Origin of the sequence: Pseudobacteroides cellulosolvens ATCC 35603 = DSM 2933 (assembly GCF_001262605.1) — a bacterium.
Taxonomy (GTDB): Bacteria; Bacillota; Clostridia; order Acetivibrionales; family DSM-2933; genus Pseudobacteroides; species Pseudobacteroides cellulosolvens.
Window position 1 is genome coordinate 4098993 of sequence record NZ_LGTC01000001.1, and the last position, 16830, is coordinate 4115822.

The 16830-nt window shown below is 35.9% G+C and carries 10 protein-coding genes; 5 read left to right on the forward strand and 5 right to left on the reverse strand.

Annotation, left to right across the window (positions count from 1 at the left end):
* Nucleotides 1-4: 4 nt before the first annotated feature.
* From Bccel_RS32150 to thiI, 4 genes are all read right to left on the reverse strand, one after another.
* Nucleotides 5-133, reverse strand: a complete 129-nt coding sequence (locus Bccel_RS32150; RefSeq protein WP_276326225.1) for a hypothetical protein — start codon at nt 131-133, stop codon at nt 5-7.
* 814 nt (nt 134-947) lie between these two features.
* The gene (locus tag Bccel_RS16715) at nt 948-1928 is read right to left on the reverse strand and encodes an AIR synthase family protein (RefSeq protein ID WP_036944664.1); all 981 of its coding nucleotides are present in this window, start codon (nt 1926-1928) and stop codon (nt 948-950) included.
* A gap of 18 nt (nt 1929-1946) precedes the next feature.
* The gene (locus Bccel_RS16720; RefSeq protein ID WP_036944662.1) at nt 1947-3302 is read right to left on the reverse strand and encodes a VanW family protein; all 1356 of its coding nucleotides are present in this window, start codon (nt 3300-3302) and stop codon (nt 1947-1949) included.
* Between the two features lie 56 nt (nt 3303-3358).
* Nucleotides 3359-4540 (reverse strand): tRNA uracil 4-sulfurtransferase ThiI, encoded by a 1182-nt coding sequence (gene thiI / locus Bccel_RS16725; RefSeq protein ID WP_036944661.1) that lies wholly within the window; start codon nt 4538-4540, stop codon nt 3359-3361.
* Nucleotides 4541-5002: 462 nt separating this feature from the next.
* Here thiI and Bccel_RS16730 point away from each other — a divergent pair, with 462 nt between their 5' ends.
* A complete protein-coding gene (locus Bccel_RS16730; protein ID WP_050753573.1) occupies nt 5003-5665 on the forward strand; it encodes a helix-turn-helix domain-containing protein in 663 nt (220 codons plus the stop codon).
* Between the two features lie 121 nt (nt 5666-5786).
* Here the strand turns inward: Bccel_RS16730 and Bccel_RS16735 are convergent, their stop codons facing one another.
* Complete coding sequence (locus Bccel_RS16735) at nt 5787-7451, reverse strand: fibronectin type III domain-containing protein (RefSeq protein WP_036944659.1); 1665 nt, start codon at nt 7449-7451, stop codon at nt 5787-5789.
* Between the two features lie 464 nt (nt 7452-7915).
* On the opposite strand from Bccel_RS16735, the gene gltB reads away from it, so the two are divergent.
* The 4 genes from gltB (at nt 7916) to Bccel_RS16755 (ending at nt 16807) form a co-directional block, all read left to right on the forward strand.
* Nucleotides 7916-12520 (forward strand): glutamate synthase large subunit, encoded by a 4605-nt coding sequence (gene gltB / locus Bccel_RS16740; protein WP_036944658.1) that lies wholly within the window; start codon nt 7916-7918, stop codon nt 12518-12520.
* A 142-nt stretch (nt 12521-12662) separates the two neighbouring features.
* Entirely contained in the window at nt 12663-14147 is a 1485-nt protein-coding gene (locus Bccel_RS16745; RefSeq protein ID WP_036944657.1) for a glutamate synthase subunit beta, read from the forward strand.
* A 319-nt stretch (nt 14148-14466) separates the two neighbouring features.
* Nucleotides 14467-15705 carry a glycosyltransferase family 4 protein gene (locus Bccel_RS16750; protein WP_050753574.1) on the forward strand — a complete coding sequence of 413 codons (1239 nt, stop codon included), beginning with the start codon at nt 14467-14469 and terminating at the stop codon, nt 15703-15705.
* A gap of 49 nt (nt 15706-15754) precedes the next feature.
* Nucleotides 15755-16807 (forward strand): glycosyltransferase family 4 protein, encoded by a 1053-nt coding sequence (locus Bccel_RS16755; protein ID WP_036944656.1) that lies wholly within the window; start codon nt 15755-15757, stop codon nt 16805-16807.
* Nucleotides 16808-16830 lie beyond the last annotated feature (23 nt).

Genomic DNA, 16830 nt, shown 5'->3' on the forward strand with positions numbered 1-16830 from the left:
AGTTCTAAAAGTATATCTTCAATTTTTTACCTGTTTCTCTCTGAATACCCCAAACTTTTTTAAGCTGCTCGATATTCAGAAGGCCTTTTTCCAAGAGAATCTCATCGATACTCATTTTGCTCTTATCAATCATGTCAGACCTCCCCAAATAATCACTGGTAATCTATTAAATGAATTTATTACCTCAATAAGATGCAGTACAATATCACAACTAGCAAATTATCAATAATTACATAACCTAGAATTATTAATTTAAATCACAAAAACGATATCAGGAATAAACTTAGGCTGGTCAGATAGAAAATTTTTAGACCCCCTGGCAAGTTTACTTTTCCCCTTAAAACACAAATCAATAATAAAACTGCTATATCGTTGATTTATTAATAAAAATTACACTTTTGAAAATAAGGCATCCTAATTTATAATTATTTAAAACAAAATAAGATTAATATTATTTATACTCGCATTTTCACAAGAATAAACCGTACTTATATAATTAGAAAAATATTTAGCAAGAGCATTAAACACTTCACACAAATATTATTAAAAGAACTGCACTGATTATCATTTTTGCACCGAGAATTATTATTACATAAATACTTTAAACAATCAACTACTTTTATGAATATTCTTACTATTTTAGTAATTTCCTGCTGCGTATTAACTTGGAATACTATTATTAAAACATCTGCTTCGGCACATTGCCATCCATTAATTATGTACTTACTATTTTCTTGACTACTTATATTTATTATATGCTATGCAAAACTATAAAATCACATAATTATTTTGATAAATTTAAACTCACATCATACTCTTTAAGGACTTTCGCTGTTTCTTATATATTTATTATAAATAAGTATTTAAAATTTTACAACCACTTTTATATGATAATTCTTTTGATTTCATGATATTTCTTTTTAAATATAAATTTTTTCTAAATAATATTAAATAATTTTAAACAACTCATCCGATTCTGGTTCATTAATTACCTCTATTCCATTATGACCATACAGTACTCGATTCATTTCCTTTGTAATCTTTCCTATTAGGGCTGCATTGATCCCATTTCTATTTAACTCACTAATAAGTTCTCTTCCGTTATCGCATGTAATAACCATGCTTCCACTTGAAATAAGCTTTAAAGGATTCAAGTTCAACAGATCACATATAACAGAAGTTTCATTTTCAACAGGAATCAAATCTTCGTATACTTCCATACCTACCCCAGATGCCTCTCCAATTTCCCAAAGAGCTCCCAGTATTCCTCCCTCAGTAATATCATGCATGGAATTAACTCCAAATTTGCCGGCAATTATACCTTCCTTTACAACGCTTAATTTACCGACAAAGCTCTTTGCCCTTTTTAGCTGCTCTTTTGTCATCCTATCCCTAAGAAGATCTTCGTGATCTGATGCTATTATTACAGTGCCTTCTATGCCTGCTGACTTTGTCATTATAATATCATCTCCAGGTTTTGCACCCGACGTAGTTACCAACTTATCCTTAAGTATTTTGGCAACAGCCGTGCTGATTATCACAACCTGGCTGACAGCAGCAGTAATTTCAGTATGGCCGCCTATAATGTCCACATTAAGAGCATTCGCAGTATCACAAATTGCCGTCATTATCGTCGCTATATCCTGCTCAGTCGTTTTCGGGGGAGCCAGTAATGTTATAAGAAGTCCTAGAGGCTCCGCTCCGGATGAAGCAATATCGTTGCATGCAATATTTACAGCTATTTTTCCAACCTGGTTTACAGCACCGGTTATAGGATCTGTTGTAAGAACACAGGCATATTCTCCAAAGTCAACAGCACAACAATCTTCTCCAATTCCAGGCCTTAGTAGTATTTCTTTTCTATTATTGTTCAATTTCCCCAATACAATTTCCTTCAATATGCTATTTGGTATTTTTCCTATTTCCATTCTTCCCCCACCTATATGTCATATCATTCCTCTTCCTACCTTGACCTTAGCTTTAACAGGTGCATAAACATCTTCAGATATTTTTTCTCTAAATAAAAGCACCCCGTCAGACCCATATATCTCTCTGTATAATAAAACTTTGTAACCGGTTTTCGGTTCTCGCAGCACTACACGCTCATTCTCAGGAATTTCATCTACATATTCCACTTCTTCTCCCTGAGGTTCATATTTCTCTACAACCTGTGATTTTAACACAACTTTCATTCCGTTTTCCCTATCTTTCCCAAGGATATAAACTTCGATTACATTACCCTTTACCAATGAAAATATTGCTATAGGATAACCGCTGCTGTTCCTAAACTTGAAATCAATATAGTTTTCAGCTATAGTTGCATCCCGCCCCATATCAACATACCCTAAAGGCATTGAATGATGTGTCCTTTCCAAAACCTTAAGCTTTGAAAGCAGTACTGCGTTATAAAGTGTAGTAGTTACCTGACATACACCTCCGCCTGTTCCTTTTACAAGCTCATTTTTAAAAATAACTGGTGCCTCTTTATATCCATTTGCAGCTGTTCTCGGACCTAATGACTCATTCATAGAAAAATTCTGCCCCGGCATTAACAGTATACCATTTATTTTACTGCAAGCAAGTTTTATATTATAGCTCCTGTTTGCATCTCCTTCATTAAATCTTGTTGAAAACTTTCCTATTATATTTTCGATATGATTTATATCCGTTTCTTTTATTTCGGGTTCTACTTCCTCAACAATTAATTCATGAGATGTAAAATTCTTAGCTTCCAATTTGGATGTCCAATTATCCAGATTTTTATTTATATCCAACCTCTTACCTGTTTCATGCCCCACAATTGTAATTTTTCCTTGTTGGAATTTTACTGCCGCATTCATTTCCTGTCTGTCTACATCTTTTTTAATAACCTTTAGAACTTGTATCATCAGGTTCCTATCAAAATGCAGTTGAGAAATTATATTATGCTTTTTTATCCTTGTTGCTATAATACTATACAACCGGTAGAATATATTGCCGCTTCTACCAATGCTATATGCTTCTTCTATAGCATTTTGTATTTTAAAACCTATACCTAATTCCTCAAAATCATACTGCCATGCATTGCCCGCATATTCAAGCACAACCTTTTTAACCGGGTTCACTCTACCAATCGCGTCGTTTAACCGCTCTTGTGCAGTATTGATATCAAGACCTGACACATCAATTCCATCGATTGAGATACCCAAGTATATGGTTTTATCTTTTAAAACAACTGCTGCAAAAATTGAAATAAATATAATAACAGCGGCAACAGTTGCCCAAATAATCCTTACTTTTTTACTATAACTTTTTTTCAGCATCCATCATATCCTGTTTCATTAAACCTCCTTATAATAAATATTCAATTCAAAGTTATTTATACTGTTATTCTTATAATTTCTGTATCAGCTATGGCTTTTTCAACCAATTTCTCTATATTTAAAAGCTCTTCCGATTTGAGTATTTTTTCCAGCCTTGGTTTGGTTTTAGGATGTTTTGCTACAAATACTGTACAACAATCTTCATATGGTAGTATGGACGTCTCAAAAGTTCCAATTTTCCTCGCCCTATCAATAACCTCATTTTTATCCATACCTATCAGAGGTCTGAACACCGGCATATCAACTACAATGTTTGTAACAGCAAGACTTTGTATTGTTTGACTGGCCACCTGCCCAACACTTTCTCCGGTAATAAGTGCCATAGCCCCCACAGATTCTGCTATTTTCTCTGCAATCTCCATCATGACCCTTCTCATAATTATAGTCAACTCATCCTCAGGACATTTATCGTTAATTTCCAATTGTATATCTGTAAAAGGAACAATGTGTAATTTTATCTGTCCGCAGTATGATGCAAGAATTTTTGCCAATTCAATAACTTTATCCTTAGCCCTCTCACTAGTATACGGATAACTGTAAAAATGTACAGCTTCTATTTCAACTCCACGTTTTGCTATCATCCAGCCAGCAACCGGACTATCAATCCCCCCCGATAGGAGCAGCATAGCCTTCCCGTTAGTTCCGATGGGCATACCCCCGTTTGCAGGAATAATCTCAGAATATATATATGTAGACTCACGAACTTCCACATAAAAAATAAAATCCGGATTGTTTACATCAACCTTTAACTGCTGATTATTTTCCCAGATATGGGAGCCTAATTCCCTGCTTATTTCCGGTGATTGCATAGGGAACTTCTTATTTCCTCTTTTTGCCTCTACTTTAAACGAACTGTAACACTTTTTTTCTATAAGGTTTTTAACCATTTTAGCTGATTGTTCCTTAATTACATTAAAATCCGATTCAATCTTTAATACAGGACTCACTGAAACAATACCGAATACCCTTGTAAGTCTATCTATAGCTTCATTATAATTATAATCATATTCATCTTCCACTGGCTCAACATATATTCTAGCTTGGGACCTTATTACTGCTATTTTACCCAAGCTTCCAATAGATTTTTTTATATTGTTCACAAGTTTTTCTTCAAACACAGGTCTGTTTAAGCCCTTTAAAATTATTTCCCCAACTCGAACCAATATTACCTTTTTCATTTTATCCTCCACTTTTATGTTTTACATAAATTTATTTAATATACTAAAAGCATAACTTCCAAACAATTTTACCACAATATCCTAAAGCATTATACAAATCATGAAGTAATTTTGCAACCTTGATTGTTGTAACAGAAAATTGTGGCACGGAATACATCATGATTTCCTAGACATCAAGAAATTAATAATCTAAAATAGTATTTAAATGTTATAAATGTTGAACAGTTGGGTATCAATATAATAAGCAATTTTAATGTTTCTTTTTGAAATTTGATATATTTTTTTATTTTTTTAAAAAGAACTATTGTTAACCGGGATTTACAATACTATAATATAATTATAGCAATAATAATTAATAAAATTTGAAAATACTATTTGCTAATTCAATTTCTTTTTGTATAATATATTGTGATTTATATAACATAAAAATGCAATAGTATTAATAATTTCTGGAGTGATTAGATGGGTCATTTAAGTAACTTGATTAAAACCAGAAGGCAAAGTGCCGGTTTCTCACTGAGAGAATTTTCAGAAAAATGCGGCCTTAGTCATACTTATATTAAAAATCTTGAAGAAACAGATCCAAGAACAGGGAAGGAAATCGTTCCAACTGTAGAGTCATTGGATAAGATAGCACGTGCTTTAAATATGACTCTGGAGGAACTGTTAAAGGAAATCGGTTATATCAAGAAAGACACTAATTTAAGTTTTGAAGGATCAAACCTTAAGATGATAAGAGGTAGTAAGTCTTATAAGGATATTACCGATGATATTTTCTTAAAAACAAATAGAAAAATAGATCCTTCAATCTATGAAGATATGGAGAAAGGAAATGATGAAAGTCCTTCCCCTATTTTGGTTGATATTTTAGCAAACTATTCAGGTGTCGACAGATCGTTCTTTTATCGCAGGAATAACCCAGATGACTTAAGAAGGGCACAACTCATTGACCCTTATCGTGTTTATGATGATCACAAAAAAAGTCCTTTAGATCACATAAAGAACGCAGAGTTGAAGGAGTTTATAGAAAATCCTGAAAATGTTGATTATCTGCTTCTTGCTAAAGAATTGAAAAGCAAGAAGATAAAAGTTAAGTTCATTCGCGATATGATTTTTGACGATTAAGCAAATCATGATTGAAATATAACTTAGTTATTTTTGATCATAACTAAGAATGATTAAGGGGTATTTTTCCAGACCGGCTATTTTGACCGGTCTTTTTGTCATTTCATATTAATTTTGAAATTTACTTTCTGCCATTGTCTTTCTTTTCCAGCAGATCAATAACATGGTCGGTCTTTTCTTCCATCAGAAGCTGTTTTATAGTATCAAGCTCAGCTTCACGCTTTTTCTGGTTAATATGTATCTTCTTCTTCATTTTGATTGTAGCCATTATAAACCATCCAAGAAATGCTATAATTACAACGAATATAGATAATATAATTTTTGTCTTTAATGTAATTCCACTTTGTGAAACTTCGCTTTCACTTTCTTTATCATTATTTCCTTTCTGAACTATAGCAGTCGGCTTTGTCTCCATTGTGCTAAAAGCTTGACTTCTATCAGTAACCGCAACTACGTCATCAGTTGTTTGTATAGGTGTTGTAATTATGCCACCTATTTCTGTCGGTGCTATAGTCACAGATATCACTTCAGTTTGAACAGCAACCGACATAGCCTCCGCTGAAGGGCTCCGCTCAGATAACTTTCTAAGTATGTTATATGCCTTAATATTGTATAAATATGATTTCTGAGGGTTTAATCCAATATCTTTAAACTTGCAGGCAGATGTAGTTCCAATAAGTTTATTATCCCTAAATACTTGATAAATAACATTACCGGTAGCATCCTTTATACTTGACCACTCCAAAACACAATAATTTTCTTTTCTTTCTGTTATATTGAGATGTGCAGGTGAAGAAGGCGGATAATCACAGTACCTCTTGTCTGCCCAAAGCTCAATCTGTGATATATTTGGAGGCTGCTTGGAATCTACCCTGCTTACATGAAACCTCCAGAATCGTTTTTTCACAGGTATTGAAAGTATTATATTTGCATGGCTTTCAAAATCCAGATCCATTCCTTTTGCATAGACCAGCTTATATGTTCCGGACTTGGAGTTTAGGTCATTAATAGAATCAGCTGCTTCCAAAACAAGCCTGTCCGTCTCGTGACTCCCTTTATCCTTACCAACAAAAAATCTGATTCTATTTATCATCACTGATAGATCACCCATATCAACAACCACATTTGTAGGATTACTTTTCCCAGCGAAAAATGTGGTTGGGTTCCCATCAAAGGCAGCATTAACATTGTTATTTATAACATTATCAACCTGCACTTTTATGTCTTTAGATTTTATAAAACTCATCAAATCCAGGTTTATCCCCTGATAATCAGACCATAATTGCAGCTCAGGTATCTGTACTGAATCCTCGCCAATTGCTTTCAGGGTAAACCTCCATATTTTCCTAGTCACAGGTGTAGATAACTCCATCTCATCCCATATACTGTCTATTGTAGTGCTTTTTTTAGATATCACCAATCTATAGGAATTTGTCTTGTTATCCATATCAACCTGGCTGTCAGCACATTCAAGCCACCAATCGTATACAGTATCATAATAACCTGGCTTTCCTAACGATACTTTTGCATTACTAATTTCAACTCTTTCAGGATATTCTATTTGAACCCAGGCAGGATTCACTTTAGCTGTACGTGCATATGTATTTATATCTCCATCAAAACAATCGCTTGCAATCCCCTCATCAACGGGAGAAGATCTAATACGTGCACCTGCAATATCAGGCTGGTAGGACCACCCTGCACTATTAACACATATAGAGTTAAGAAATATAATAATTATAGTACATATTGATATTTTTAGGAGAGCTATAATTCTTTTTTTCATAAATCACCTTGAATAATAAATTGTCAATTCCTCCAGATTTGCTGCTCCAGAAATCACTAAAAAAGTAGCTAAAAAGCATTCATGGGCATAATTTAATAATACTATAATTATAATTCAAAGTAAATACAGCACTATAAAACATACATTTCTTACCTCAAACTTTTTTGCAAGAATCAGCTTTTTAACTTTCATTTTTTTGTTTTAAAACTATTGTACCCACGGAATTTAAGTGTTATAATGAGTTAACTAAGATATTTTTGCAGCATTTTAATATTTGAATTGCAAATTTAATCAAGTATTTAATCAAGTATTTATTAGATTAAATTAAACTTAGTAATATTAATGTTTACTTTAAGCGAGTTCTAAAAATAACTGATGAACTGAGGATGAATTATAAAAATTAATCGGTTTTTATAGCTAAAGTAAATTTAATATATTAATAAATTTAGAAAGGTTGCTTTAGGATGATTAAGAAGAATGGTTTACCTCCAAAGCAGGGTTTATATGACCCTCTGTATGAAAAAGATGCTTGTGGTATTGGATTTGTAGTAAATGTTAAGGGTAAAAGATCCAACAAAATTGTTGGTCAGGCCTTAACTATACTCAATAACCTGACACATCGTGGTGGCTCAGGTTCCGAACCTAATACTGGCGACGGGGCTGGTATTTTGATACAGATACCTCATACCTTTTTAAAAAATGAATTATTATTATCGGGAATAGACCTTCCCGAGTATGGAAGCTATGGCGTCGGAATGATATTTTTACCGCCTGATGCGGATCAACGTGATATGTGTGAGAAAAAGATGGAAGAAATAATAAGGTCCGAAGGTCAGACTTTATTAGGTTGGAGAACAGTTCCAACCGATGATTCTACACTCGGAAGTTCTGCAAAAGCATGCATGCCGTTTATACGTCAGGTATTCATTGGTAAGAGCTCCGATTTGAAAGATGACCTGGATTTTGAAAGAAAGCTTTATGTAATTAGAAAACTTGCCGAGAAAAGTATACGATATGCCCAAAAGGACAATAATGAATTTTTCTATATAGCAAGCTTATCCTGCAGAACTATTGTTTATAAGGGTATGCTTACCGCACAGCAGGTTGGAGAGTTTTATAAAGATCTTAGCAGCGATAGCGTGGATACAGCAATGGCACTTGTTCACTCACGTTACAGTACAAATACATTTCCTAGCTGGGAAAGGGCTCACCCAAATCGCTATATAATGCATAACGGAGAAATTAATACATTAAGAGGAAATGTCAACTGGATGAATGCAAGACAATCGGTGATAAAAACTGATAAATTCGGCGATGACATATCAAAAATATTCCCAATAGTAAATGAGGATGGCAGTGACTCTGCCATATTTGACAACTGTCTTGAGTTTCTTACACTTTCAGGGCGTTCCATTCCTCATGCTGTAATGATGATGATACCTGAACCATGGTCAAAAAATGAAAGTATGGACGATAAGAAAAAAGCTTTTTATGAATATCATTCATGTCTTATTGAGCCTTGGGACGGTCCTGCTGCCATCTCCTTTACAGATGGTAAAATGGTAGGTGCTGTACTTGATAGAAATGGTTTAAGACCAGCAAGATATTATATAACAAAAGATGATATGGTGATTTTATCATCTGAAGTGGGTGTTTTGGAAATTCCTCCTGAAAAGGTTATTGCCAAAGAACGTCTACACCCCGGAAGAATGCTTCTTATTGACATGGAAGCCGGTAAAATAATAAATGATGCTGAGTTAAAGGAAAAAATCGTCAATGAAAAGCCATACAGAGAGTGGCTTGATAAAAACCTTGTGACATTGGAAGAGCTTCCTGAGCCTAAATCAGTTATTGAACCTGATCATGAAACTGTATTACAGCGTCAGAAAGCTTTTGGATACAGCTACGAAGATCTTCGTACAGTTCTTTTGCCAATGGCAAAGGATGGAGTTGAGCCTATTGGAGCCATGGGTATAGACACCCCATTAGCTGTATTATCCGATAAACCTCAGCTTCTATATAACTACTTCAAGCAGTTGTTTGCACAGGTAACAAATCCACCTATAGATGCTTTGCGTGAGGAAATAGTTACAGGTACAGAAACCTATATGGGTTCTGAGGGAAATCTGGTAGATCCTACTCCTGAAAGCTGTCATCAATTAAAGCTTAAAACTCCTGTAATTGATAATCATGAACTGGAAAAGCTGCGTAGCATAAAAGAACCTGGATTTAAAGCAGTTACACTCCCAATATTATTTAAGGTTTCTGAAGGAGGTCAGGGTCTTAAAAAAGCTATGGATGCTCTTTTCGCAGAAGCTGATAAGGCCTTTAGCCAAGGTGCAAATATCCTTATACTATCAGATAGAGGTTTAGATAGAAACTATGCACCAATTCCTGCACTCTTAGCGGTGTCAGGACTTCATCACCACCTTATACGCAAGGCTACAAGAACACAGCTCAGTATAGTTCTTGAGTCCGGTGAACCCAGGGAAGTCCATCATATTGCTTTATTGTTGGGCTATGGTGCATCTGCTATTAACCCATACCTGGCATTTGAAACAATTGATGATATGATTGGTCAGGATATGATAAAAAATACAGACCATAAATCAGCTGTTAAAAAATACATTAAGTCTTTGACTAAAGGTGTAGTTAAAGTATTGTCAAAAATGGGTATATCTACTATCCAGAGCTATCAGGGTGCCCAGATATTCGAGTCTATTGGTATTAAAAAGGAAGTTGTGGACAAATACTTTACCTGGACCCCTTCAAGAATAGAAGGTATAGGACTGGAAGAAATTGCAGCAGAAGCTGCACTTCGCCATAAAACAGCCTTTTCTGAACGTGTAGTTGATGAATATGTATTGGAAAGTGAAGGTCAGTATCAATGGCGTAAAAACGGTGAATATCACATGTATAATCCCGAAACCATTTATACATTGCAAAAAGCTTGCCGTACAGGTGATTATTCATCATTTAAGGAATATTCAAAATTATTGAATATTCAGAGTCAAAAACTCTGTACCTTAAGAGGCTTAATGGAATTCAAACCTTCAATTACACCTGTTCCTATAGAAGAGGTTGAATCTGTGGAATCAATATGCAAACGCTTTAAAACCGGTGCCATGTCTTATGGTTCAATAAGCCAGGAAGCCCACGAAGCAATGGCTATCGCCATGAACAGGATAGGCGGTAAAAGTAATACCGGCGAAGGCGGAGAAGATGTTTCAAGATTTAAGCCTATGGAAAACGGAGATTCCAAATGCAGTGCCATAAAACAGGTTGCATCAGGAAGGTTCGGCGTTACAAGTGAATATTTGGTTAATGCAAAAGAAATACAGATAAAGATGGCACAGGGAGCAAAGCCTGGAGAAGGCGGTCAGCTGCCAGGACGTAAGGTATACCCCTGGGTTGCACACACAAGGCATTCAACCCCCGGTGTCGGTCTTATTTCACCGCCACCTCATCATGATATATACTCTATCGAAGACTTAGCCGAGCTTATTCATGATTTAAAAAATGCCAACGAGGATGCCCGTATAAATGTAAAACTGGTTTCCGAAGTAGGTGTCGGAACAATTGCAGCAGGGGTTGCAAAAGGTAGAGCTGATGTAATATTGATAAGCGGATATGACGGCGGAACCGGAGCTTCACCAAGGACCAGCATAAGGCACGCAGGTCTTCCGTGGGAGCTTGGACTTTCGGAAGCCCATCAGACATTACTTCTTAATAATTTAAGAAGCAGAGTTGTTGTTGAAACAGACGGCAAGCTCATGACAGGCCGTGATGTTGTTATTGCCGCACTTTTAGGTGCTGAAGAATTCGGCTTTGCAACAGCTCCATTAGTTGTATTAGGCTGTGTTATGATGAGGGTTTGTAACCTTGATACATGTCCTGTTGGAGTTGCAACACAAAATCCTGAGCTTAGAAAGAAATTTAAAGGAGATCCACAGCATTTAGTAAATTTCATGCAGTTCATAGCACAGGAAATGCGGGAAATCATGGCTCAATTGGGCTTTAGAACAATAAATGAAATGATTGGAAGAACCGATAAACTTGAGATGTTAAATGCAGTAGATCACTGGAAAGCAAAAGGTGTTGATTATTCCGCCATACTTTATCAGCCGGAGGTACCAGCTGAGTATGGTCGCTATTGCCAAATGTCACAGGATCATGAAATCGATAAAACACTTGATAAGAAGGTTCTTTTGGATCTATGCAAACCTGCCCTTGAAAAGGCTGAAAAAGTTAATGCAACTATACCCATTAAGAATATCAACCGTGTTGTGGGTACAATTGTTGGAAGTGAAGTTACTAAAAAATACGGAGGAAAAGGTCTTCCTGAAGACACCATAACCCTGAATTTTAAAGGTTCTGCCGGCCAAAGTTTTGGTGCGTTTGTTCCTAATGGTATGACAATGCTTCTTGAAGGTGATTCCAATGACTATGTTGGAAAAGGACTTTCAGGTGGAAAGCTCATTATTTATCCTCCAAAAGAATCAACTTTTATACCGGAAGAAAATATAATTATCGGTAATGTTGCTTTCTATGGTGCTACCAGTGGGAAAGCCTATATAAGAGGTGTAGCAGGCGAACGTTTCTGCGTTCGTAACAGTGGAGTTCATGCAGTTGTAGAAGGCGTAGGAGATCATGGATGCGAATATATGACCGGAGGAAGAGTTGTGGTCCTTGGCCAAACAGGCCGTAACTTTGCTGCCGGTATGTCAGGCGGCGTCGCTTATGTGTATGATATAGACGGCGACTTTGCATCAAAGAGATGCAACACGGAAATGGTTGAGCTTCAAACAGTTGTTGATACTGAAGATATCATTGAGCTTAAGACGATGATACAAAAGCATATTGAATACACTGGAAGCCAGCATGCCAAGAACATACTGGATGATTGGAGCAATTCCCTGTCAAAGTTTGTTAAGATCATTCCTAAAGACTATAAGCGAATGATTTCTGCTATTAAAAAAGCACAGGAAAGCGGTCTTACCGGAGACGATGCTCTTATGTCGGCATTTGAAGCCAATTTCCGTGATACAGCTCGAGTCGGCGGCAATTAAAATTGTTAGTAATCTTGCATTTGACAGAGTAAATAACAGCGATTTTATGTGATTTACGATAGGCAAATGCATAGATTACTCAATTTTAATAAATTAAAATTGACGGTATAATTTAAAGTTGATTATATATGGAGGAAATATTATGGGTAAACCTACTGGATTTATGGAATATAAAAGAGAACTACCCCCTGATCGTAGTCCTCTTGAAAGAATAAATGACTGGAACGAATTTCATCTACACCTGCCTGAAGAAGCACAACGAACTCAAGGTGCAAGATGTATGGATTGCGGCATCCCCTTTTGCCACACCGGATTACTTTTAAACGGTATGGCTTCAGGGTGCCCAATAAACAATCTTATCCCCGAGTGGAATGATCTTATATATAGAGGACGCTGGAAGGACGCAATTGCAAGATTATTAAAAACTAATAACTTCCCGGAATTTACAGGTCGTGTCTGCCCTGCTCCCTGTGAGGGATCTTGTACTGTAGGAATAAACGACCCTCAGGTTACAATAAAAAATAATGAATGTACAATAATTGACCGTGCATTCAAGGAGGGCTGGATAGTACCAAACCCGCCTAAAAAGCGTACAGGTAAAAAAGTTGCTGTTGTAGGTTCCGGACCTTCAGGACTTGCATGTGCTGACCAGCTTAACAAGGCAGGCCATTTGGTTACAGTATTTGAACGTGCTGATAGGATAGGCGGTCTTCTGATGTATGGCATCCCAAATATGAAGCTTGATAAAGGCATAGTTCAACGTCGTGTAGATTTGATGAAAGCTGAAGGCATAAATTTTTTAACCAATACAGAAGTTGGTGTAAATTACCCCGGAGACAAACTATTAAAGGATTTTGATGCAGTTGTTTTGTGCGGCGGTGCAACCAACCCACGAGATCTACCTGTTGAGGGACGCAAGTGTAATGGAGTTCACTTTGCAATGGAATTTTTGCGTGCTAACACAAAAAGCCTTCTTGATTCAAAATTGGAAGACGGTAATTACATTTCTGCCAAAGATAAAAATGTTATTATAATAGGTGGCGGTGATACAGGTACTGATTGCGTTGCTACTTCAATACGCCATGGCTGCAAAAACGTAGTTCAGTTTGAAATAATGCCGGAACCTCCAAAGGAAAGACAGCCTAGTAATCCATGGCCCGAATGGCCCAAGGTGCTTAAGGTTGATTACGGTCAGGAAGAAGCCATAGCACTGTACGGAAAAGATCCTCGTGAGTACTGTATAACAACCAAGAAAATGGTGTCTGATGATAATGGCAATGTAAAAGAAGTTCATACAGTAAAGGTTGAATGGAAGAAAGATGACAGCGGCCGTTTCATTCCTGTGGAGATTTCAGGAACCGAAAAGGTTTGGGCTGCTGACCTTGTACTTCTAGCGATGGGATTTTTAGGTCCGGAAGAAACTGTTTTAAATTCAATTGGAGTTGAGAAGGACCAGCGTTCAAATGCCAAGGCTGAATATGGCAAGTTTGAAACCAACATTAAAGGAGTATTTACTGCCGGTGATATGAGAAGAGGCCAGAGTCTCGTTGTCTGGGCTATTAATGAAGGCAGAGGAGCTGCAAGGGAGTGCGACAAATTCCTTATGGGCTCAACAATGCTTCCATAAGCTAAAATCACATACAATTTTACAATCCTGATTGTTGTCATGAGAAATTGCGGTATAGGAAACGCCACAATTTCCCAGGCATCAAGAAAGCTTCACATTTAAAACATGCTTTAATTAAGAGCATTTCTAAATAGTGAAGCTTTTATATGTTTTGTAATATTACTCAAAACAATATTGTACTAATTTTTGTACTGTTGTATAATATCTATCTAGATAGTATATATTTTTATTGGAAGGTTTAAAATACAGATGATACTACGGGAGTTAATGTGAGGTACATTCTGAAAGATCAGATTTTTACTGGAAAGAGGTAAATTTAATGAACATTGGAATATTCACCGATACATATCACCCGGATGTAAGTGGCGTTGTTACATCAATAGATATGTTGTCAGACGAACTAAAAAAAAGAGGACATAACGTATATATATTTACTATATCGAACCCAAGTATTACAAAGAAGCGCCCTGGTGTATTCAGATTACCAAGCATGGCATTTATTTTCTATAAATCCAGAAGGGTTGGTTTGTTTTATTCTAACAGAGCAGCTAAGGGGGTAAAGCGTTTAAAGCTTGATATTATTCACACCCAATCGGAATTCTCTCTTGGCATATTCGGTACAATCATGTCCAAACAGCTTGGAATACCATTAATACATACCTACCATACACTTTGGAAGGATTATGTACACTATATCTCCAAAAACAAATTCAAAAAAACTACCGACGATATTGTTAAAATATTAAGCCGGAATTTCTGTAATGCTTGCAATGCTGTTATTGCACCATCCAAAAAGACTTATGATATATTGTATGAATACGGAGTAAAAAGTCCTATTAAAATAATTCCTACAGGAATAAACTTAGATAGATTCAGCGAAGATAAATACTCAAAAAATGACCTTATGGCATTAAAGGAAATCCTTGGTATAAAAAAGGACGATCCTGTAATGCTGTTTGTAGGAAGAATAGATAAGGAAAAGAGTATTGACATTGCATTAAGACAGATGCCTGAAATAATAAAAAAGATACCTAATGTTAAATTTCTTATTGTTGGAGATGGCCAAGCCACAGATGATCTTAAAGAGTTAACATCGGAACTTGAAATAGAAAAGTCCGTTATATTTACAGGGGTTCAACCCTGGGAGAAAATCGGAATGTTCTACAGGCTTGGTGACGTATTTGTAAGCTGCTCTATCACTGAAACCCAAGGACTTACATTAATAGAAGCCATGGCATCGGATGTGCCTATAATAGCAAGGTACGACAGGAACATAGATGGTATCATTCAGAATAATAAAAACGGTAGAATATTTAAATATGAAAATGAGCTGTCTGAGACTATAATAGAAGTGTTAACAGATAAAAAGCTTGCAAAGAGCTATGCTAAAAATGCTAGACGGACTGTTGAAATTTTCTCCTCAGAAGAGTTTGGAAAGAATATTGAGAATCTTTACAATGAAATACTGGAAAGTCATAAAAAGATAAGGAAAAGGGGTTATAATTTCCGTAAGAAATTTAAAAGCTTCAGTATTAGGACCCCAAGAAGCGGTGCGTAAGGAATACCTTAAGTATACGCATAATATTGTAAAAGGAGAATAACTACTGATGTATTTAATAAATATGCTCTCTTCCGCTGATAAAATCAAAGGACAGGGAGTCGGTTCCGCTTATTTGGAGCAGGTAGAGCTTGTAAGAAAAGGCCTTGGAGATCGGTATGCCGTTGTTACAAATAAACTTAAATTAGCCGATATAATGCATTACCACACGTTTGATTTACAATTTTATTTTCTTTCTTCACTTGCAAAGTTCAAAGGAGTTAATGTAGGTTATGTTCACCTCCTTCCTGAAACTGTTGACGGGAGTCTTGAATTTCCTACCCTAATAAAGAAAATTTTTTACAAGTACATTATTTCATTCTACAAAAAAATGGATTATCTTGTAACAGTTAATCCATATTTTATAAAGCTCCTAAAAAATTATGGCGTTAATGAGAGCAAGATAACATATATACCTAATTTCGTATCTATTAAAAATTTTTATCCAATAAAGCCGGATAAGAAGCTGGAAATAAGGAGAAAATATGGTATCGGGGAAAATGAGTTTGTGGTATTAGGTGTTGGGCAGGTCCAAACAAGAAAAGGCGTAATGGATTTTATTGAAACAGCAAAAAATCTTAGCAATATACGCTTTATCTGGGCAGGCGGCTTTTCCTTCGGGCGTATAACAGCAGGTTATAAGGAACTAAAAAAAATAGTAGATGATCCTCCTTCAAACGTTGAATTTCCAGGTATATTGGATAGAGAGCATATGAATGAGCTTTACAATATTGCTAACGTCCTTTTTCTTCCATCTTACAGTGAATTATTTCCTATGACCATTCTCGAGGCTTTTAACTGTAAATTACCTATTTTATTAAGGGACCTTGACATCTATCCTGATGTTTTCTTTGATTATTATCAAAAAGGTAGCAATGTAAAAGAATTTACAGATATAATACGAGCCATGAGTGATGATGTTTTGATCAGATCATACTGGGAAAACCAATCCTGGAAAGGCCACCAGTTTTATTCGGAAGAAAATGTGCTGTCCATGTGGAAATCCTTTTATGACAGTGTTAACAGAAAAGAGCAAAAAGAGAGCCCAAAAGCAGCTTTATAATCTTTGAGGCCTTTATTACAAAA